At 42.1% G+C, this 20,639-nt stretch carries 20 protein-coding genes; 5 read left to right on the top strand and 15 right to left on the bottom strand.

What is annotated here, in order from left to right:
- Positions 1-664: 664 nt before the first annotated feature.
- The 7 genes from FZC79_RS09210 to FZC79_RS09180 form a co-directional block, all read right to left on the bottom strand.
- Positions 665-1,774 (bottom strand): glycoside hydrolase domain-containing protein, encoded by a 1,110-nt coding sequence (locus tag FZC79_RS09210; protein WP_252183293.1) that lies wholly within the window; start codon positions 1,772-1,774, stop codon positions 665-667.
- A gap of 319 nt (positions 1,775-2,093) precedes the next feature.
- The gene (locus tag FZC79_RS09205) at positions 2,094-3,101 is read right to left on the bottom strand and encodes a hypothetical protein (protein WP_148946519.1); all 1,008 of its coding nucleotides are present in this window, start codon (positions 3,099-3,101) and stop codon (positions 2,094-2,096) included.
- Between the two features lie 18 nt (positions 3,102-3,119).
- Positions 3,120-3,977 (bottom strand): permease prefix domain 1-containing protein, encoded by an 858-nt coding sequence (locus FZC79_RS09200; RefSeq protein ID WP_148946518.1) that lies wholly within the window; start codon positions 3,975-3,977, stop codon positions 3,120-3,122.
- Positions 3,974-4,300 carry a PadR family transcriptional regulator gene (locus FZC79_RS09195; protein WP_148946517.1) on the bottom strand — a complete coding sequence of 109 codons (327 nt, stop codon included), beginning with the start codon at positions 4,298-4,300 and terminating at the stop codon, positions 3,974-3,976. The genes FZC79_RS09200 and FZC79_RS09195 overlap by 4 nt, the downstream gene beginning before the upstream one ends.
- A gap of 267 nt (positions 4,301-4,567) precedes the next feature.
- Positions 4,568-5,098, bottom strand: coding sequence for a DUF4256 domain-containing protein (locus FZC79_RS09190; RefSeq protein ID WP_148946613.1), 531 nt, complete (start codon positions 5,096-5,098; stop codon positions 4,568-4,570).
- A 137-nt stretch (positions 5,099-5,235) separates the two neighbouring features.
- Positions 5,236-5,787 carry a hypothetical protein gene (locus tag FZC79_RS09185; protein WP_148946516.1) on the bottom strand — a complete coding sequence of 184 codons (552 nt, stop codon included), beginning with the start codon at positions 5,785-5,787 and terminating at the stop codon, positions 5,236-5,238.
- A 234-nt stretch (positions 5,788-6,021) separates the two neighbouring features.
- The gene (locus FZC79_RS09180) at positions 6,022-7,794 is read right to left on the bottom strand and encodes a M3 family oligoendopeptidase (protein WP_148946515.1); all 1,773 of its coding nucleotides are present in this window, start codon (positions 7,792-7,794) and stop codon (positions 6,022-6,024) included.
- Positions 7,795-7,987: 193 nt separating this feature from the next.
- Between FZC79_RS09180 and FZC79_RS09175 the strand changes: the two genes are divergently transcribed.
- Together FZC79_RS09175 and FZC79_RS23070 are read left to right on the top strand one after the other, a co-directional pair.
- The gene (locus tag FZC79_RS09175) at positions 7,988-8,713 is read left to right on the top strand and encodes a tryptophan-rich sensory protein (protein ID WP_148946514.1); all 726 of its coding nucleotides are present in this window, start codon (positions 7,988-7,990) and stop codon (positions 8,711-8,713) included.
- A 38-nt stretch (positions 8,714-8,751) separates the two neighbouring features.
- Positions 8,752-8,889: a hypothetical protein gene (locus tag FZC79_RS23070; protein ID WP_187442712.1), complete on the top strand. Its 138-nt coding sequence runs from the start codon at positions 8,752-8,754 to the stop codon at positions 8,887-8,889.
- 214 nt (positions 8,890-9,103) lie between these two features.
- Here FZC79_RS23070 and FZC79_RS09170 read toward each other — a convergent pair whose 3' ends face one another.
- The 3 genes from FZC79_RS09170 to FZC79_RS09160 form a co-directional block, all read right to left on the bottom strand.
- The gene (locus FZC79_RS09170) at positions 9,104-10,969 is read right to left on the bottom strand and encodes a cation:proton antiporter (protein ID WP_148946513.1); all 1,866 of its coding nucleotides are present in this window, start codon (positions 10,967-10,969) and stop codon (positions 9,104-9,106) included.
- 119 nt (positions 10,970-11,088) lie between these two features.
- A complete protein-coding gene (locus FZC79_RS09165; RefSeq protein ID WP_148946512.1) occupies positions 11,089-12,411 on the bottom strand; it encodes an oligosaccharide flippase family protein in 1,323 nt (440 codons plus the stop codon).
- A 302-nt stretch (positions 12,412-12,713) separates the two neighbouring features.
- Positions 12,714-13,151 carry a DUF1284 domain-containing protein gene (locus tag FZC79_RS09160; protein WP_148946511.1) on the bottom strand — a complete coding sequence of 146 codons (438 nt, stop codon included), beginning with the start codon at positions 13,149-13,151 and terminating at the stop codon, positions 12,714-12,716.
- Positions 13,152-13,472: 321 nt separating this feature from the next.
- On the opposite strand from FZC79_RS09160, the gene kynU reads away from it, so the two are divergent.
- Together kynU and kynB are read left to right on the top strand one after the other, a co-directional pair.
- Positions 13,473-14,750, top strand: coding sequence for a kynureninase (gene kynU, locus FZC79_RS09155; protein WP_148946510.1), 1,278 nt, complete (start codon positions 13,473-13,475; stop codon positions 14,748-14,750).
- Positions 14,751-14,761: 11 nt separating this feature from the next.
- Complete coding sequence (gene kynB / locus FZC79_RS09150) at positions 14,762-15,382, top strand: arylformamidase (protein WP_148946509.1); 621 nt, start codon at positions 14,762-14,764, stop codon at positions 15,380-15,382.
- Positions 15,383-15,587: 205 nt separating this feature from the next.
- Here the strand turns inward: kynB and FZC79_RS23595 are convergent, their stop codons facing one another.
- Complete coding sequence (locus FZC79_RS23595; RefSeq protein ID WP_222928531.1) at positions 15,588-15,677, bottom strand: putative holin-like toxin; 90 nt, start codon at positions 15,675-15,677, stop codon at positions 15,588-15,590.
- 213 nt (positions 15,678-15,890) lie between these two features.
- Between FZC79_RS23595 and FZC79_RS23065 the strand changes: the two genes are divergently transcribed.
- On the top strand, positions 15,891-16,046 hold the full coding sequence (locus tag FZC79_RS23065) for a hypothetical protein (protein ID WP_187442711.1): 156 nt from the start codon (positions 15,891-15,893) through the stop codon (positions 16,044-16,046).
- Between the two features lie 155 nt (positions 16,047-16,201).
- Here FZC79_RS23065 and FZC79_RS09145 read toward each other — a convergent pair whose 3' ends face one another.
- From FZC79_RS09145 to FZC79_RS09130, 4 genes are all read right to left on the bottom strand, one after another.
- Positions 16,202-16,729: a hypothetical protein gene (locus FZC79_RS09145; RefSeq protein WP_148946508.1), complete on the bottom strand. Its 528-nt coding sequence runs from the start codon at positions 16,727-16,729 to the stop codon at positions 16,202-16,204.
- A 170-nt stretch (positions 16,730-16,899) separates the two neighbouring features.
- Complete coding sequence (locus FZC79_RS09140) at positions 16,900-17,595, bottom strand: DUF2306 domain-containing protein (RefSeq protein WP_148946507.1); 696 nt, start codon at positions 17,593-17,595, stop codon at positions 16,900-16,902.
- A 161-nt stretch (positions 17,596-17,756) separates the two neighbouring features.
- On the bottom strand, positions 17,757-19,991 hold the full coding sequence (locus FZC79_RS09135; RefSeq protein ID WP_148946506.1) for a UvrD-helicase domain-containing protein: 2,235 nt from the start codon (positions 19,989-19,991) through the stop codon (positions 17,757-17,759).
- Positions 19,992-20,288: 297 nt separating this feature from the next.
- Positions 20,289-20,630, bottom strand: a complete 342-nt coding sequence (locus tag FZC79_RS09130; protein ID WP_148991345.1) for a hypothetical protein — start codon at positions 20,628-20,630, stop codon at positions 20,289-20,291.
- Positions 20,631-20,639: the final 9 nt, after the last annotated feature.

Raw genomic sequence — 20,639 nt, 5'->3', positions numbered from 1 at the left:
CCTGAGCTTTATTTTCCTCTAAGACCTGAGGCTTAGTGGGGGTAGGACTATGTTTTTGTTTATGTACCAATTTCTTTCTTTAATAGAAAGGCTTTTTTCGTAAACTTTGTTGTCAATTGTAAATGGATTTCAAAATATATCGCAGAAAGAAAAGAGCAAACACAGATATTAAATCAAAATTACCATTGTTTAACTGATGGTGCTCTGCGCTTGGAATCTGCCTATAAGGCTTCAAAAAAATTTTCTCTACCTTTCCTGTGAAAAGATTTCGAGAAATAAGGGAAGAAATTCCGCTTATTTAAGAAATAGCTTGAAAACTAGCTGAATTAAGCGGAGAAAATCCGCTTATTCTCCTAAAATATGCGAAAATGCTTCTTTTGGGTGTACTTAAGCGGAAAAATTCCGCTTATTTATCCCAAATCGAATCCTTTTCCGAAATTTAACCGGATAATTTCCGCTTATTTTAGATAGGATTATTCACGTCCTTCACAGGGATACCTCCGCCGGAATGGAATAATGTGATAGGGAAACCTGCTTATCCTATCATGAAAGGAAAGTTTATTTATACCATACTCTAAGCTCTCAGTAACCACTGGCATATTCGAGTAGGTTCAGGACCACAAAAAAAAGCGCGGAGAATTCCCGCGCTTTACTACCTGCTTTTTCACCACAGTACATCAGTATACTGATTATCAAAAAGATTGGTGTCGATATTGCATTCTTGTGCATCTAATCCATATTGCCAGCCGATCACAAGTGCTCCCTCTGGTGCAGCAGGCTGGTATTCAGGCGCATTTGCTTCTGTTGTGATTCCGACATTTGGTGCTGCTGTCCATAGGTAGGTGTCTTCTTGTATATTGGAATTCTGGCTTACCGCCTGATTATACGAAGCAGAGAGCTCTCTCTCACTGGAAAAGATGCCGTATATTCCTGGTACATAGGCTGATGAAGACAATGCATCATACCAGCCTCTGATGAAGTCGCTGTTCACTGGATAGGTAGGTTCGATATCAGCAAATATCGCTGTTCCTTCCGGGGCTCCCAATTCGCGGGCAAGAGAAATGGCTTCTTCTCCTTCTTGTACTCCATTTTCAAACCCTGTCGCATCTGAGAAGCGGTTATGAATCAATAAAATCTCATCATTATTGGACTTTATCAACTCAGCTTCTTCTTGTGTTAAACCTGCAGAAACCCCTTCTTTATCACCTAAATACCTGCCGACAACTTCAGGATCACCAAAATTATCACGAACACACATGTTAAATTCTTCATTGGTGGCACTCGCAGTATCAATTCCCCAAGCTAAGCCCGACTCGCCGTCTCCATTGTCGTTTCCATTATCTCCGCCGCTGCCATTGCCATTGCCATTGCCACTGTCATTTTCATTTCCATTGCCGTTTCCATTGCCACTGTCGTTGCCGTTTCCTGTACCATTCATAACGCCGTTTGAGATTGAATTCGTGACAGAATTAACGACATCGCCGTCACCTTCCACTGTTACTTTTACATTATTGGTAATATTGTTCGTAATATTGTTTTGTACCTCTTCCCCGCCTTGATTGTCAATCGTGTTTTCGACATTATTTTGTGCGGAATCAGCTCCATTATTGTCTATGTTGTTTTGGATATTATTTGTTCCGTTCATAGATTGTGCAGTGTTTATTGCTTCTTTTCCTTCAAGAAAACCTGTTTTATAGATATACAGTCCCGAGAAAAGTGATAGCAGTAACAGCCCGGCCGCCAAAAACACTCCAAGATACTTTCCCTGGTTCACGCTTAATTCACATCCTTCATAGCTATTCCTTACAGCTTATGAGGGATGGGTGGAGGCGTGTGGGCTCTGCCAACTGTATTATAATGGTAAAAACAAACGAAGTTGTAATGTAAATCTGAACCTGCCGCCTGAATGAATGAGGTGAGAAGAACTCTTGAACTAGGTGAGATTCCAGCCAAGCTGAATAAGGTTAAATAGAGAAAACTTGAAATCTTGGAGTCCCCTTTTTATACTGACACCACTAAAACAAGGCATCTAAGATCCGTTATAATCATCTTTAGAGTTCATTTCCAGCCATTCAACACATTATGACCTGCCATCACTCATTTTCCAGCTCCTTGAACTGATAAGATGACTTCTCTGTCTCCAATGTATCTCTATCCAATTTATATAAATCAAAATTGCTATAGTTTCGGCCTGGAAACTTCTTATTATAAGCAAAATACACTTGGTGAGTGGATTCTGAATACACAGGATCTGTAACAAAGGCTTCCAGGAAGGTGAGTCTCTTCGTTTTATAAGTCTCCAGATTCACGCTGTATAGTTCATACTTATAGGTCGATCCGGAATCAGGATTCGAGATTCCGCTGAAAATGATTTCATTTTGTGCTGTGTTCAAATCTGCTTCAAAAATGTCTTGATGTCCTGTCTCTATACGCTTAATCGATTCGTCTTTGACGGATAACTCATAGAGCCCCTGCTCTGCTTCGAACGGGTCTCCGCTTTTTGATTGATTCATAATGAAATAGAGTTTTTGAGACTGATCATCAAACACAAGTGATGAGACATAAAAAGCATCCTTTTTCGTGAGCCGCTCATGTTTATTAGTTTTAGAGTCATAGGAATAGATATCGTAGAAGTGGAAAGGATTGCCCTCATCGCCGGAGTGCTGATAATTCCCTTTCACATAGTAAATTTTCTCGTTGGCTTTAACAAACTCGCGTACTGGTGCATCCACCGTCATATGCTTTTCTATCTTATGGTTATCGAAATTTATGGAATACAAGGATGTTTTTTCTGGGGAGTTTGCAAGATAGGCAACGGTTCTTGAAGCTGAATTCACAGCGGGATCCAAAAACTGACCGCCTTCCTTGGCGCTGATAAGCTTATGGGTTTCTCCCGTTAATACATTTGCAAGATTGAGAGTCTGTAAACCTTCTTCATGATCTACATAGACTAAGAATTCTTTATCTATCGATAGTGTGCCATGCTGATAGGTATTTCCTCCACTTTCATCAGCCATGTAAATTTTACTGAAGATAAGCAGGGACACCAAAACAGTTCCACTTAACAATATGACCAGTATGACGGTTTTCTTTTTCCCCACCTTACTCCTCCTTATCGATCAGGTCATGTACCTGAGCACTATCAAAAATATAGCAATAAAGTCAGCTGACAGAAACACAATAGATATGGAGAGCCTCTTTTGGTAAAACTTCATCTGTGCCCAATAAGAAAGAGACCAGAGCAAAACCAGTCCCAGCGGTATAAGAAGCATTGGGGTATAACCGCCGAACAGAAGCGCACCCATGCCAAAAACAAACGAATAAGGGACCATCACAACTCCCAAAAGGATGTTGACCGTATGAAGAAATGTCCTTTTCTTTTTCGTGCTCTTATCCATAGCTGCCGTCTTCCCGCTTCTGACCAGCGTCATAAACAGCGAAATAATAACAAGGACAGCGAGAATGCCAGCTAGAATTTCAAGCGGTCCTTTATACCATTTATCTGATGTATCAATGATCAAGAGCCCCCAAAATATCAATGGAAAATAGAAAAACAACAGAACTGTCATCAGTAGTTTCCGTCCAGCTGCAATTGACGGATAAAAACCGGAGAGGGTCATAAATACCCCGATGGAAAACAAGATGGTCAGCCAAATCGGGTGTGGTTCATTTATCTGGGTCACTCCGTGCAGAAAAACACTTACTGCGTAAATGATGCTTGCAAGACCCAATCCAATTAAAACATCTTTCCGGTAAGGAGAGATACTTTCCTGCAGCTCGCCACCCACTTCGGAGTCTCCTCCAAAATCGGCAATCGCCTTTCTTTCCGCTTCTTCGTCAGAAAGCCCTTGCGCGATGTACTCTTCTTTTGCCGATAAGAGATGGTCTTTCATTTCTTCAACAAGCTCCTGCCTCTCCTCCGGTGTCCCTTCAACACGCTGCAATACTTTTTGAATATGATGATCAATCGTTGTCATTCTGTTCCTCCCAATGTTTTGCCGATCAGGCGGTGGACAGCCTGCCAGTCCTTCAGCTTTAAGACTAATTCTTCCTGTCCTTTATCCGTGATATGATAATACTTCCTTCTAGTGCCCTTATCCGTTTCACTCCAGTAAGAAGTGACCCACTCCTGTTTCTCAAGCCGCTTCAATGCTGGATACAGAGTCCCTTCACTCATGTTGTAAAGATCGTCACTGGATTCTTTCAGTCTCTTGACCATTTCATAGCCATACATATCTCTTTGTGAAATTAAGGATAAAAGCAAAATATCAATACTGCCCTTCATCAATTCTTTATTCACTGTTTTCCCTCCCTTAATTTTCCTTAAATACATTGTAATACTACTTGCATCGTATTACAAGGGTATATTTTCAGGAAAGTCGTAAATAGTATTTTACTCTTCTGAGGAAGTCGTTCATGCTTCACTCCCAATAACGTCTGCTCGAGTTTATGGCTTCTCTGTCGGCTCAGAAACGTATGTAATAGAAACAAAGTTTCAAAAAAGCCAGAGGCACTGCAATCTGCAAATGGCCTCTGGCTTTTTTGGTGTGTCTCAATATCTAATTCTTCAGACCTTCAACGATCCCCTGAATCCTCTCGCTGCATAATAGGACTCTGCTCCATTGTGATAAAGGAAGACATGCTCGAAGCGGAAGTCGCAAAACAGTGCGCCTCCAAGCCTTCTAATATCGGCAGGTGTCTGCACCCAGCTCGATGTTTTCTTATCAAAATCACCAAGTTCCTGTAAAGCGCGGTATTGGTCTTCATTCAAAAGTTCGATCCCCATTTCAGCCGCCATATCAACTGCACTATTTTCAGGTTTAAACTTTTTCCGTGACTCTAAAGCTTCCCGGTCGTAACACACACTCCGACGGCCCTTGGGACTTTCCGCTGAGCAATCAAAAAAGATGTACTTCCCGCTTTCTTCATCAAAACCCACTACATCCGGTTCGCCCCCGCTTTTTTCCATTTCGTTGAGCGACCATAATTTTTCAGGAGCAGCATTCAGCTTCGATTGAACATTGTCCCATTCGAGTCCTTTATGCCGGTTCATATTTTTCTCGAACCGCGTCTTTAGTCTTTCTAGTAAATCTTCCATTTGGTCTTTAGATAACTTCTTGTTAGTCAAATTTGCTCCTCCTTAAACAAAATATTTACAGTTTGTCCTTTTTAATTGTACATATTATCAGAGCTGTTCTAAACTTCCCAGTTATTCAATAAATGCTCGAATAATATCTAAGAGTCATCCTCCCTTGAGACAAGAGTCTGCAATGTTTTCAGATGATTGGTGCCGCTGATGACTTTGTAGTCATTGAGGTAATCCTGATCTAATTTTATGTTAATAACTTTAGTAAGATAACGATCTGGTCCTGCTTGATTTTTCACAATAATGTCTACATGGTATTGATAAAATTCACTGGCCATACCATCTTCTTTTTTCAGCTCTATTTTTGAAAAATCATTCATTAAGCGTTCAATGGTATCCTGCTCCTCTATAACTTTACTTGCACTTGTTTCTAATGAGTCCTTCGAGGGGTCATACACTCGAATAGTAATCTCCTCAATAACGCTGTCTTCCTTAAGGGTTTTATCATAGAGTTCCGGAAAGGTTGTATACTTTAATTGTTGAACAGCGAAAGAAACTCCAATCACCAAAACAGCCATTACCATGAACAACATTCGTTTTCTTTTTATAAATTTACTCATAACTAGTGTAACGATTGCAATCAAGACTGCAATAAGAAATAGATCAAAATATTGTAATGTAAAATCAATAAATCCTCCCAATTCACATCACTCCCCACTATAAAATCAGGTTAGCTTCTCTAAAAAATCCGAATCCCCTATTAAAGGTTCCTGCTCCTTTAATGGCACCAAACAGAATAATAAAGAAAAGCAGACCCATAGTTTTACAAGTTGGTCTGCTATTTTTTATGTTTTTAGTTTTATTTTAGAAATTAAATTTTAACTGTAAGTCCCTTTTCAGCTTTCAGGTTAATACAAGGGACTGGTCGAAGGAAATTATTCAGTCAAACTTAGGAACTCTTCTACGTCATTGATACAAAGAGCGATTCCTTTTTCCCAGAATGCCTCTTTTGTAATGTCTTCCCCAAGATGTTTCATCGCCAGATCCTCTACCGACATAACAGCCGTGTCCCTGAGCAGCGCCATGTACTTCTCTTCATAGTTCTCATTTGCCTCCAGCGCTTTAGCATAGATGCTCAGTGAGAAAAGATAGCCGAACGTGTATGGGAAGTTATAAAATGGCACACCTGAAATATAGAAGTGCAGTTTGGATGCCCAGAAGTGCGGATGAGTTTCCTGGAGTCCTCCCGCAAAAGCTTCTTTTTGAGCTTCTGTCATAAGCTCATTCAGGCGCTCTGCAGAAACCAGACCATTTTTGCGCTCTTCATAGAATCGCGTTTCAAACAGGAAACGCGCATGGATGTTCATGAAAAAGGCCACGCTTCTTTGCAATTTATCTTCCACCAGGGCAATCTTTTCTTCCTTGGTCTGCGCTTCTTTCACCGCGGCGTCCGCCACGATCATTTCTGCAAAAGTGGAAGCTGTTTCTGCTACGTTCATCGCATAGTTTTTGTTTAAAGTATGCATCGGTTTCAAGGCATGAGAATGGAAGGCGTGCCCAAGTTCATGAGCCAAAGTCGCGACGTTGGACATACTCCCGGAATAGGTCATGAAAATTCGTGACTGCTCGCTTTGCGGGAAAGAAGTACAGAACCCGCCCGGCCTTTTTCCAGCACGGTCTTCTGCCTCGATCCATCTGTCTTCAAAAGCCTTTTTAGCGAAGGATGCCATTTCACTTCCGAAACGCTCGAAGTGCTTCAGGATAAACTCTGCTCCCTCGTTGTAGGTCATCGTTGAATTCGACTCAGCAACAGGTGCGTCCATATTATGCCAATCCAGTTTCTCTTTGCCCAGCAATTTCGCTTTGCGATCTAGGTATTTTACGAAAGGGGCCTTATTCTTCGAGATGGCTCCCCACATGGCATCAAGCGTTTCTTGCTGCATACGGTTATACTCAAGAGGTTCTTTGAGCACTTCTTCCCAGCCGCGCTTCTTATAAACATTCAAGCGGAAACCGGCTAGATGATTCAAGGTCTTCGCAAATAACTCTTCCTTTTCGGTCCATGCTTTTTCAAGACTTTCAAAAATGTCTTTTCTAACCTTCTCATCCTGGTGGGAGCTGAGGTTATTCGCTTGGCCGATAGAAAGCATTTCACCGTTATAAGGAATCTCCATGCTGCCTACAATCGTGTCATACATCTGTCCCCATCCATGGTAACCATCAATTGATAGAGCCTGGATAAGTGCTTCTTCCTCGCTCGATAATTTATCCATTGCTTTCTCCCGCCATTCGTTCAGTACGAAGGTCAGTTGGGAAAGGGAATCCGTTTGTAGAAGTTCTTCCCAGATATTTTCCGGCGTTTCGGAGAGCTTTTGCTGAAAACTATTAAAGGAAACCTGAAAATCTGCGCTGGCCGTTGTCAGTTCCCCGCGGAGCGAATTTGCTTTCCTGTCCTTCATATCCTGTGCTTCAAGACATCCAATAAAAGCACCTGCCTGGCGGAGGTAAAGCATGATTTCTTTAGCCTCTTCAATAAGGCTTGCAACGTGAACACTGTCTTCTGTTGACTTCGGCGCTTCAAATTCTTTCTCTTTCTGAGCAAACTCCGCCTTCTTCTTATCCAGTGTCTCCAAGTGATTTCTCAGCTGAGGCGAGCTGCTTCCTCCCTCAAAAAATACATCTAAATCCCAAACGTCAGAGTATGTCATTTTGAAATTCTCCCCTTTTAAATATGTAATCTACTTATGTATATGTACAGTTTATCATTTTCCGACTTTTCTTGCTTTTATTTTTTACTTAAAAATACCTTTTCCAGACACAGTTATTTATAAACACCACAGTGTTTCTAAAATGGCGCTCGTGGAATAGTAGGAGTAATAAAGAAATATTGGAGGTCTTATAATGGTCAGACTTTTACTTAATATCACTGCATTCATCCTTGTAATCTCAATGAATGCTTTAGCTGTGATGCTTCCTTTGAACGGACAGACGACAGGTGAAATTTCGAATAGGCTGGATGTCTTTTTCACCCCCGCCGGCTATGTATTTTCGATATGGAGCGTCATCTACCTGCTGCTGGGCATCTGGGTCATCCGTCAGATCCCAAAAAAGAACAGGGAATCTGAGTATTATCGGAAACTCACTCCTTACTTCATTGTGACCTGCCTATTGAATTCGGCCTGGATCTTCATGTGGCATTACAATTACTTCGGGTTGTCGGTCATCGTTATGCTCGGTCTGCTGATTACCTTGATCCTTCTTTACAGAAAAGCGGAAGCCTTATCAAATGGATTCTTGGATATGCTTCAGTTTTCGGTATATCTAGGCTGGATTTCTGTGGCAACAGTTGCGAACATAAGCTACTACCTTACCTATTTGGAGTGGGGAGCCTTTGGATTGGAAGAAGCATTTTGGGCGATATTCCTTCTGGCATTCTCTGTAGCACTCGCCGTTTATTTCAGGATCAAAAAACGTGACTGGATCTATCCGCTGGTATTCGTCTGGGCGACCATAGGAATCGGTGTCAATAACCAATCTGAACATCCAACCCTCTCTTCCCTGAGCTATGCAGTGGCGGTGCTGATCTTTCTAGCGGTTATCTTCTTTAGAGGTGATAAACATAATTAAAGCCCCTCTGTACAAAATAAAGATGCGGAGGTGAAGATATGAAAGAGCAGAACAAGAAAAATCTCACATCAACTGGAACGGACATTGATGAGGTAAAGAGGCTCAATGCACAATCCGGCCTCTCCTATAATAGAGTGAAACAAGCACTTGCCGATAGAAATCGGAAGAATAGTTGAAAGTCCTGTCTAAAGCGTAAAAGCACAAGCGGCCCAGTTAGCCTCGACAGGCAATGTTCCCTGGAGAAAAAAAGGCGGTCTTTCCTTTTATTCTCCAGGGGTTATTTGACCCCGAGGGGCTAAGCGCTGGATTCAGAAACGCTCCCTAAAACTTTATACTTTCTTACCTTTTAAGAAACCCCCTTGGGAATCATCCCAAGGGGGCTTTCTGTTCTTATTTTTCTTTCTCGTTCTGTTTAGCTGGTTTTTCACGCTGTTCCACCAGCTTCTCCTGAATCTTATTGAATTCCTTGCAAGGCTGCGTCAAACTGACGACAACATCCCCTGCCTCTGCTTTTGCTGATCCATCCGGAGTGAAGAACTCAATTTTGCCAGACGGCTTTAATACAAATAGAAGGATTGTATGCTCTTCCCTTTCTGACAGGTATTCTTCAAATGGATACTTCTCCGTAATATTGGTTTTCCTGATGACGTCTCCGCGTTCGATACGCTTGTTCAATTCATCCCATGTGGCATTTACCTGAAAGAGTATCCTGCCCCCAATCGTATGGACAAGATCTTCGATGTCATCACTTCTTTTTCCTTTCAAACTCAGCTGAAACAAATTATTGCGCCCGATGGAAGGAACAAAAGTGGTACAGACGAGAGCGTTGTAAGAATCCACCTCTGTTGCCGCAACCAGGTATTCATAAGGCGTTAAGTCCATATGATAATCAGTTTGTTCAGACAGTATTTCACCCTTATAAAAAGGGACTCCAGCTTTTCGTGCAGGGAAAAGCCTTTTCCAGGATGAGTCGGCAATCAACACTGGAGTATTCAGCTCCCTGAAGGTCTTTGCAAGCTCTGTATTGAAGCTGCTGCCTCCGATCAAGAGAACTCCGGGTCTGTCATTGATAGCGAGGTCTAGCTTTTTCGCAAGCCAGCCAATGGAAAATCCATGGACGGTAACAGTTCCAAATACGAGTGCAAACGTAACGGAAGTCAGGACCGCTGCATCTTCAAATCCTGTTTCCAGAAGGATTGAAGCAAAGTAGCTGGAAACCGTCAGAGCAACTATTCCCCTGGGTGCAATCCAGCCGACAAGTGTCTTTTCCTGCCAGGAAAGATCCGTTCCGATTGTTGAAAGAAAAATGGACAGGGGCCGTACAATGAAAAGCATTAAGAGAACAAACCCAATGATTTTCCAATTGAATATTTCAATCAATGTTTCCAACGAAAGAGACGCTGTCAGCATTACAAAAATCGTTGATATCAGGAGCACTGAGATATTTTCCTTAAAGTGGCGCATATCATCAATGGACGAGATGTGCATGTTGGCAAGCGTCATCCCCATTGCTGTTACAGCTAGAAGGCCTGTCTCATGTGTGATTTCATCAGAAATCGTAAAGCAGGCGATTACCACCACAAATACGACGGGTGATTTTAAAAATTCAGGAACATGCCCTTTTTCAAACATCCAGCCGATTCCCTTGCCGCAAACCCAGCCGAATACAACAGCAAAGAAGGATGCCAGAAAGAACATTACAAGTGCATTCCCTCCTCCTTCGGCTGTAAAAAAGAGAATGAACTCAAAGGCAAAAAGGGCCAATAGAGCTCCGAAAGGGTCTACGACAATTCCTTCCCATTTTAGTATCGCTGCCGGGCGCGGCTTTAATTTTGCCTGCCTTAACAACGGAAGGATAACAGTAGGGCCTGTTACAATGAACAACCCTCCAATGACGAACGCAACGGCCCACGAAAGCCCTGCAACATAATGAGCCGCCAAGGATCCCAGAATCCAGGCAAGGAAAGCCCCGATCGTGACAATCCGGAATACCGGCCTTCCAAGCCCCTTCACTTCACGGAAATCCAAGTTCAAGCTTCCCTCAAATAAGATAATGGCCACAGCTATTGAAATGATAGGTTTAAACAAATCCCCAAAGTCTTCTTCTGGGTGGATAATTCCGAGTAACGGCCCTGCCAGGAGTCCGACGATGGACATAATGACGATGGCCGGCATCCTGAACCGCCATGCTGCCCATTGTGACAGAATTCCAAGCAGGCCAATAAGCATTAAGTTGAATAATATCGAATCAAACATTTGGTCTCTCCTTACAGGATAAAAAGTTAAATTTCGTTTATCTTGCTCGCCACACTATGTAAAACCATGTGATTCTCTAATGTTCTTAGTTCTAGTGATCAGCAGTAAGCTTCTCCTTCTTATACCCTTACTGAGCTCTTAAACCATAGAGTGAGATTAAGACGGCTGCAAACAGTATGGTAATGAAGGAGCGTCAGCAGCACAGCGCCTGCATTCATGCCGATCAGGACACCCGCCATTCCGAACTGCGGGAGCGAACCCAGGAAATAAATAATCGTAAATGAAACAAGAGTTGCCCATATAGTATGGTACAAAGCATCTTTTATCAATCCAAAACCAATCATGAATGCCTGAAGAGGCATCACGAAGAAATGAAAGAAGAAGTACGGCCACAGTAATTTCAGGTAATAAGCTGCCGAGGTGGAATGAAAAAATAGTGCAGTCAGCTCATCTCCCCAGAAATAAAAGATCATGACAGCCGGCGCACCGTAACTCAGGGTAATCAGGACAACTTGTCTAAGTATTGAATGTATACCTTTAATATCATTCTTTGAAACCTTTTCCGATACGATTGGAATAAGGGCGATCAACAAAGAATGGGCGATAAACGCAGGGAAAAATCCAATTGTCAAGGCAACCCCTGCCATTACCCCAAAGTGTTCAGTCGCCATAACATCGGTCATTCCGGCATGAAGGAGGGCTGCTTTGATCAAAAATGGCTGGATAGCGTGGGAAACAGCATGAAAAATCCTTAAGACCGTCGTAGGAAAGGAAACCGACAACAGTGCCTTTCCCACTTCCGCTTTGTCTGCTGACTTGAAAGAAGAACCTTTCATCTTCCTTACAGATAATACATAGGCCTGCATGAAATAAAGGAACACCACACCTTCACTGCCGATAAAGGTGCACAGGGCAATGATGATAGCCATATTGGTTTCAAAAGAAAATAACTGATAAACCATAACCAGAAGAAGCAGCTGAGCAATCTTTCTTAAGAAATTGGCTGCGGCGATCTTGCCCATCTGATGGACTCCCATAAAGTAGCCACGTGCTATTGAAGAAAAAGATATGATCGGGATCAGCAGCAGCGTCAGCCACCGTACACTGGGATGATACTCAGCAAGAAATGGAAAAACAGAATAAATAAAAGTGGCTGCCAGCAAAAAAACACATGTGAAAATAATGGTCATCCTCCACACCTGTGAAAGAATATTCCGGTGATAGACAACATCTTTCTCAGCAATAAATTTGGACAGCGACACCGGCAGCTCAAGGCTCGCAATGATGGCAATCAGGAAGATGGAGGGCAGGATCGACATATAGATTCCCATTCCTCTCTCGCCAAGTTCCCTTGCCAAAATCATATTCACAATAAACTCCAAACACTCCCCCAAAAAGGCGGTGATTATTAAAAAGGATATTCCCCTGATAAATAATTTCATTTTTTCAACCTCCGAAATTTGTACATGCCCTATCATATGATGGAGGAGAGGGGTTTAGGATTTTTTTCATTCGTTAGCCGGTTAGTCATTTTCAATTCATGCAGGATATATCTCTGACTCAAGTATTATGTTAGGTACTCTTAATAAACAGATACATACCATAAGACCCTTCATAAGCCTTAAATCAACTAATAAAAAAACGGTCCCCGCTTGGAGACCCGGTTTCCGGAATAATCATAGTACATTCAAGCTGTATCTTCTAGAATCGTTCTATCAAGAATCATTCTTAAAATCCCTCATTTCTACTCTGTACTAAAGCTTGGCAGTCCTTTATTCAGAAGGTCGATTCCTTCCTTGCACACCCCGTATTCAAGCCATGAACATCCCGCGCAGATATGGTCCAAATCTTTCGGCTCCACCTTTTGGGAGGTTAATTCTACAAGATAAGATTTCTTATATACTCCTCCTGCCTTCAAGCCCAGGTGTTCAATCGTTCTTCTGTCCAGCCCCATTACCTTATTATTGGACTTTACACTTCCGCTGCACAAGCTTTCTCCTCTATGAGGGCACGCCGAACAAGCATCATCAAAACCCGCTACGACGCTAATGTCAAAATCTTTTTCTGGATCTCTCATATCACTGACAATTTCCTTCATTTTTTCTACAAAAGACGGGCTGTACCCCATGCCTCTAAATCCATGTACACACAGGAGATGATGCCCCCTTAAAATTTTCCTCATCCCTCTCCCTCCTTTAAATTTACTCGTTTTATACCTATTCTAGAGTTAAATAAGAAATCCTTTTTAAGAGGGAAGGGGCCGGGCGCTATATCTTGCTTGCTCACTCGCTCGTATTCTCTTATTTCCGCTCGCATTTATGAATAATGCGCTCGTATACATGCATATTCCAAGTAAACTCTAAATCTCATCCACTAGGACACATTATGGTCTTGGGCACCCCCTTCAAAATGTATCAACTATTGATCCTTCCCGTTTAATAATTTTACTATTCCATCTATTTCGATTACCATTTATATATAGAACTGAAAAGGCGGGATTTCAATGGATTTCAGCACTAAAGAAGATTATGCATTCGAACTGGATAAGAAAGATGATTTGTCTCGTTTCAAAGAAGAATTTTACATAAAAGATGATTGGTATTATATGGACGGCAACTCCCTCGGCCTACTTTCCAAGAGAGCAGAAAAATCACTGCTGACTTCATTGGAAGATTGGAAGCAGCATGGAATCGACGGCTGGATGGATGGCAGGGAGCCATGGTTCTATTACTCTGAAAAACTTGGAAAGATGACTTTACCCCTCATTGGCAGTAAAGAAGCCGAGACTATTGTAACAGGATCGATCACCACGAATCTTCATCAATTAATCTCGACTTTTTATCAGCCGGCTGGTGCCAAAACAAAGATACTTGCCGATGAGCTGACCTTCCCTTCGGATATCTATGCCATTAAGAGCCAGATTGAGCTTAAGGGATATAACGCAGAACAAGAATTGGTTCAAGTTAGAAGCAGAGATGGATTGACTATTTCAGAAGAAGATATCCTTGAGGCGATGACTGATGAAATTGCCCTTATCCTTCTTCCTTCCGTTATGTACCGATCAGGCCAGCTCCTGGATATGAAGCTTTTGACAGAAGAGGCGCACAAGAGAGGTATCATCATCGGTTTCGATTTAGCGCACAGTATTGGAGCCATCCCTCATGAACTTCATGACTGGAATGTTGATTTTGCCGTATGGTGCAATTATAAATATTTAAACAGCGGTCCAGGAGGAGTCGGAGGGCTGTTTGTACATGAAAAACATTTAGGGAAGAAGCCGGGACTGGCAGGCTGGTTCGGTTCAAAAAAAGAAAAACAATTTGATATGGAGCACACGTTAGCACATGCTGAAACAGCGGGGGCTTACCAAATTGGAACTCCCCATATCTTCAGCCTGGCTCCCCTTCTTGGCTCTCTGGAAATTTTCGAAGAAGCCGGTATTGAAAGTGTAAGGAAGAAGTCACTGCAACTGACAGCTTACTTGATGAGGCTTATTGAAGACAGATTATCCGATTACGGCTTCTCCATCTCCAATCCTAAGGAAGACAGCGCGCGTGGAGGCCATGTTTGTTTGCAGCATGATGAAGCATCCCGGATTTGTAAAGCTTTGAAGCAAAACGGGGTTATCCCTGATTTTAGGGCTCCCAATGTGATCAGGCTTGCTCCTGTCGCGCTCTATTCTTCTTTCCATGACGTCTGGAAAACCGCAGGAATTTTGGAGACCATTATGAAAGAAGAACTGTACAAACAATTTGAGAAAGGCCGCAATGTTGTGGCGTAGGAGGAACGAGAATGAAACTCATAGATATTTCACAGAGATTGAACAGCTCTACCCCTGTCTGGCCTGGAGACAGCCCCTTTTCCTTTTCATTGAATTGGTCAAAGGAAGAAACCGGTTCTGTCAATGTAGGGAAAGTTTCGTTCAGTGCACATACCGGAACGCATATTGACGCTCCCTATCACTTTGATAATAATGGCAGGAAAGTTGCCGACCTTCCTCTTGACAGCTTTTTCGGGAAAGCCTTAGTGGTCGATCTTACTGGGAGGGAATCGATTGGTGAAGACGATTTGGAAGGGTTGGATTTGGAAGGGGTCACGAAATTATTGATCCGCACCGGCAGCTGGGAAGATAGAAGTGCTTTTCCGGATAGAATCACCTATCTTGAGAAAAGCGCTGGTCCGCTGCTTAAAGAAAAAGGCATCAACTTAATTGGAGTGGATGTACCTTCCGTTGATCCTTTAAACAGTAAAGACCTCCCTGCACATCACTCGCTTCAGTCAAATGGCATCGGGATCCTGGAGGGGATCGTCCTGGATGGTGTGGAAACAAAAACATATGAACTTTCTGCCTTTCCTTTGTCTCTTGAAGAGGGTGACGGATGTCCGGTAAGGGCGGTTCTCATCGATCGTTAATTAAGGGAAAAAATTGCTATTTCATCTCGCAAGTTCCTTTACTTCATGCTGAGATGTTGGGTATAATTATAACTATAAGAATAATGGAAGACATGAGAGCTCCGGCTGCAACCAGAACCCTCATGCAAGCACACATTACAGGAAACAGCAGCTCAAATTTTAGATACGGAAGTAACCTACCCTGGTTGGAAGCCATGCGGGTGGGTTACTTCTTTTTTTGGGTGACTGCGATTATTGCTACTGTCAGTGTTCCAAACGCAATCATGATTTGAAGAACGTCAGCTACTTCTACCATTACAGTGACTCACCTCCCCTCAAGAAAGGGAGCAGCCGCTGCCCGCCCGGCATGTATACTATAGCACTATTTTAACACAATAAGGAACGTATGTTCTATTTTTTGTTTGTTTTTTCTAAAAATGGTCCGATTCTACTGAATTCTTCTTAAGGTCTATATGGATATTCCCTTTCATAAATTAGCTGTAGGACTGAAATGAGGAGGAAAAATCCAATGGACTTATTTGTATTTATCGGATTTTCTGTCGTGCTGCTCTTTATTGGCGGATTTTTTATGTATTTTATAAAAAGCACTTTAAATGTTTCAGACAGTTCCTCAATTGATTCTCTTCCGGAAGATGAAAACTCCACAGATTCCTCGGATAAATAGGTTCGGGTACTCAAGCCAGAAATTCTGATTATAACGACATGCTTGGACTGTTATTGTGGGGCAACAGAAGCAAAAAAAGACTCGTCAATTGACGAGTCTTCTTCATTGTTTAAGGATAAGGTGTTTTGCATAGCGATAAATTAGATTGGTGCTTACTACTCCATTGTTATTGAATCCGCAATCTCTACAAAGATTTCAGGGGTTACCTTGTCGGATAGCCTTTTATCAATTCCAAACATATATTGCCAATCACTGTTTTCAACCACAAAGAAGATAAAATGACGGTCAACTACGTAAATAGCTTTTTCCCCATTCTTAAGGGTATATTCTGTTAGATTTTCTCGTCCTTGAAACTCTATCTTATTTTTTAATGGTCGAATATCAATTTTGTAATGATTTGCTGAATTGTGTTGATCAAGAAACTCAACCTCTAATGAATCGTTAATATCCCCCTCAAGGTCAATAAACCTTCCAACCTGGTGCGTGAAGGCAACCCGAGGCAGCCTGTAGGGTAAAGGAATCTCTTTATTGAAGTGCAACTCAGCAGCTGATAATGCATCATCGATTGCTGTATATCCAATTTCAATAAAGATATCTTCGAACTGCCTTTGTTTTGCAAAGGCAGTGTAATCCGGCTGAAACCCTAAAAATACAGTAATAAGGATCAAAACTATTCTTTTCATGCCATTCATCCTTTTTTACAGTTATCGTTCCCTGGCGTTTTTCCTATATACTGAATCATTTACTGAGAAAACCTAAAAAACTGACCTATGCTAATTTCATAAGTCAGTTTATAAAAAATATAAGGGTGCGCCCGAGACTGAAACCCTTCACTATCTATAACGCCGTCTTTTCAGCCTGAAATCACTTTCTTCCCATTAAACTTCCGGTCATAATAAATTGAAAATCCAATAATGGCAGGAGTAAGGAGGATGGTTGGCAGGAACCAGAGCAGGATGCTGACCGATTCTACATTCATTAATCTTGGTGCGCCAAAGACGGTAAAAGCAGTTATGGTAGCAATTGAACAACCCAGCATACCTCCAAGATGCTCAAACCACCAATGCAGTTTTCGAACAGGTTTTCGCAGCCAATACTTTAGCTGTGTACCACTGAGGAAAATTCCCAGGAATGGAAACCATGCCAGCAACTGAAAGTTCTGCAGAAATCCATATACACTCACAGCTCCTGAAGAAATCAGCAGCAGCAGAGGAAACCCCAGATCCAGCAACTGTTTGTGTACGGCCTTTCTTCCCTTGAATCTCAATACCCTTATTCCATAATAAGCTGTAGACCCGCTTAAAATGGCAATATAAATTAAGAATAAGGAGAATGAGATCACTTCACTGGTACTTGCAGGATCAAAAAGCCGGTAAATTCCCATGTACAGTGCCGATAAAGCTACAATAATCATTCCCCATACATAGACCCATCCCGCGATTTTATGGACCCTGCCGCCTTTTCTTGTGACAACTGGTATCCAAAAAGTCAAAAGCGCTGTAAAACCCCCAATTATATGCAGCGCCCGAATAATAGAGAACAAATCCATTTCTTCATCTCCTTTCTGTCCCACAAAGATTATATAAAAGAATTCACCATCTCATACCAATAATCCTGTTGAAGACCAAAAGCGTAAGCGCCTTGCACAGCCCCGACAGGCAAATCCACATAAAAAAACTCAGTGCCTTCTCACACTGAGTGTTGATTCATTTATCCGCTTACCCTTTTTTCACCCTTGATCATCCGTGTCTCACAAAGCGGACACACTTTTCTTTTTATACTTTGCTCGGCTTCTGTCTTGATCCTTGACCAGGTAATACAGTTGTCGTTGCTGCAAATCCAGGCGGAGACCTTTATCATCGGGCGCTCCCTTTTCTGCTTGTCCATTTCTTTTCCTGTTTGTTTCTCTGAAAATACATCAGTGAGGAATCGGGAAATTTCACGTTTTTCACCTTGATAGTATGCCGGGGAACTGATGAAGAGCTCATTTTTGGCTCGGGTGATGGCGACATACATGAGCCTTCTCTCCTCTTCGAGTGCAAGCAGGTCCTTCTTTTTCCCATTCTGCTGAATTTTATCTTCCAGTTTATCCGCATTGAGTGCAGAGGAATGAGGAAGATTTCCTTCACTTGCACCGATAACAAAGACAGCTGGAAACTCCAAGCCTTTTGCACGGTGGATTGTCATCAGCGAAACGGCATCCGAATTCATGTTCTTACCTTCTTCCTGCATCCTCTTGTGTTTTTCTGTCATGCTGTCAATGAACGAGATAAAGGCAGAAATGGATGGAAACCGTGCTGCTGAGGCTTCAAGTTCTGATAGTGTTTCTTTGATTGCCTCTTTATGTTCAGTTACTGAAAGTCGCTCGTTAGTATCCATGAAGGTATCATAAAACTCTTTTCTCATCCGCTTGATGGCTGACGCAGGAGGCTCTGTCGAAAGCTCTTTGATTAGCTTTATTCTTTCTTTCACTTTATCTTTCTGAAACGCCTTTAAATGGTCCATTTTTATCAAGTGGATGAGGGGGTATTTCTTTCTGGCTGTTTCCTCCTCGATTCCGATCTTTTTCATTCCAGCGTCCCTGTTGATATAAAGCGTGGAGAGGATTCCTTCAATCGCCGTAAAATTACGCGGCACAAGAGAAAGCCTTAGATGGTCAATAAGCGGTTTGACGATCCACTGGTCGTAGAAATGCTGATCTCCGAGATTATAAGAGAAGAACGGAACTTCCTCTATGACTAACCGTTCGAATATGGCACGGCTGCTGCTGATTGTCCGATGTAAGATGGCAATGTCCTTATAGCTTGAATTTCCTTCCTCAATCATCCTTTTGATTTGGGAGATAGTCCATTCAGCTTCTTCATCCGAATTGGAAGGGCGGCTGTATTTCGGCTTAACCTCTTCTTCTTTTACAGCTTGAAGAGCCTTTTCTCTCCTGAATTGATTTCGGCTGATCACTTCATTTCCAAGACCGACAATATAACGGTTAGACCGGTAATTCACATCCAGCGTGACCACCGCAGCACCGGGATATTCTTTATCGAAATCAAGGATAAAAGAATGATCGGCCCCGTTAAAGGAATAAATTGTCTGGTCATCATCTCCGACAACAAAAAGGTTTTGAGAGCGGCCGGCGATCATTTTAATCAACTCATATTGAAGCCAGTTTGTGTCTTGAAATTCGTCCACCATGATATATTGAAACCTTTTTTGCAAGGCTTCCAGTAAAACAGAATCCTCATGAAGCAGCTCATAGGCTTTCACGAGAATGTCATCGAAATCCATTTTATGATTGCTTTCCTTCCACTCTTCAAAGTTGGACAGAATCTTTTTGATCTCTTTTTCACCTGCCGTTTTATCTGGCAGCTTTTCAGCCGGCAGCATTCTTATCTTAAGGCTGGAAAGAGTAGATAACAGTGTCTCCGGCTGATAAGGTTCCTGAATTCCTAATTTTCTCTGTATCTGTTTTAAAATAATGTGTTTGAATCTTTCATTTCCCAGGATTTCCTGATTCACTCCCCTGCTTCTCAATAGAAAGAGGAAAAAGGAGTGAAAGGTTCCGGCTTGTATTCTATTCACTTCAAGAGAATTGATGCCCGGCAGTGCTGAAACTCTTGTCTTCATTTCCATGGAGGCTTTCTTTGAAAATGTCAAAAGCAGTATTTTGTCAGGAGAAACCCTTTGAACCTGCAAAAGATATCCGGTCCTGGCCACGAGGACCGAAGTTTTTCCGGAACCGGCCCCAGCCAGTGTCAGGCATGGTCCTTCTAAATGTTTGACAGCTTTCATTTGAGATTCATTCAGGCGTATTCCATCCTGCTCAATCATCCGGAAGTAAAAGGCGTCTTCTTTGCTCTCTGGCTGCCTATATTGATTATGGTATATGTCTGCATTTGGTGTTACTTCATCGGAAGAACCAAATGGCCTGTTGGAGAAGTAGTCCATTTTTTAGTCACCCAGCTTGATTTTATAGATTTTCATTTTTAGTGTATATGAATATTAAATCCGTCATCACCCTTCATCCCTAAGTTTTTCAAGGATGGCATGTACCCTATAAAGATAAAAAGAGTGCAAAGACAGACTGAGTCTTTACACTCTTAGAAATGTATTATTTTTGGTGATAAAAGTCAATAAACGCATGGTAGATTTCGACTGCTTGATAAGACAGCAGCGTTAATGCGGTAAACGAAAAAGCCCCCATCATAATAAACCTGATCCACATATTTCTTCCCTCCTTAAATATCAATTTGAAAATTGATCATTTAAAGAGAAAAGCTTCAAATAATTCGCCCCGAATAAAACGGGCATAAGCAGCATGCGGATCCTGTTTCCAGCGTGAGACCGGTGATTCCCGTATGCCATGAGAAGAAGCGCCGCCACGGCTCCTGCTATTAAACTGGCAAAAGGGTAAACAGCCCCTTTTTTCAGATCCGGATATTCTCCTGCCAGCAATTTGTCATGTGCAAACTGTTCTATACTGGAAGCTTCATGAACAGCTTTTACCGGAACATGAGACACTCCAATACTGTTGGCCAGGAACGCAAAAGATAATAGAATTGCCAAGAACATTGTTCTATTCATCATTCACACTCC

The organism is Rossellomorea vietnamensis (assembly GCF_008180615.1).
GTDB lineage: Bacteria > Bacillota > Bacilli > Bacillales > Bacillaceae_B > Rossellomorea > Rossellomorea vietnamensis_D.
The sequence above is the reverse complement of the archived record's forward strand: the minus strand, read 5'-3'. Positions and strand labels throughout refer to the sequence as shown.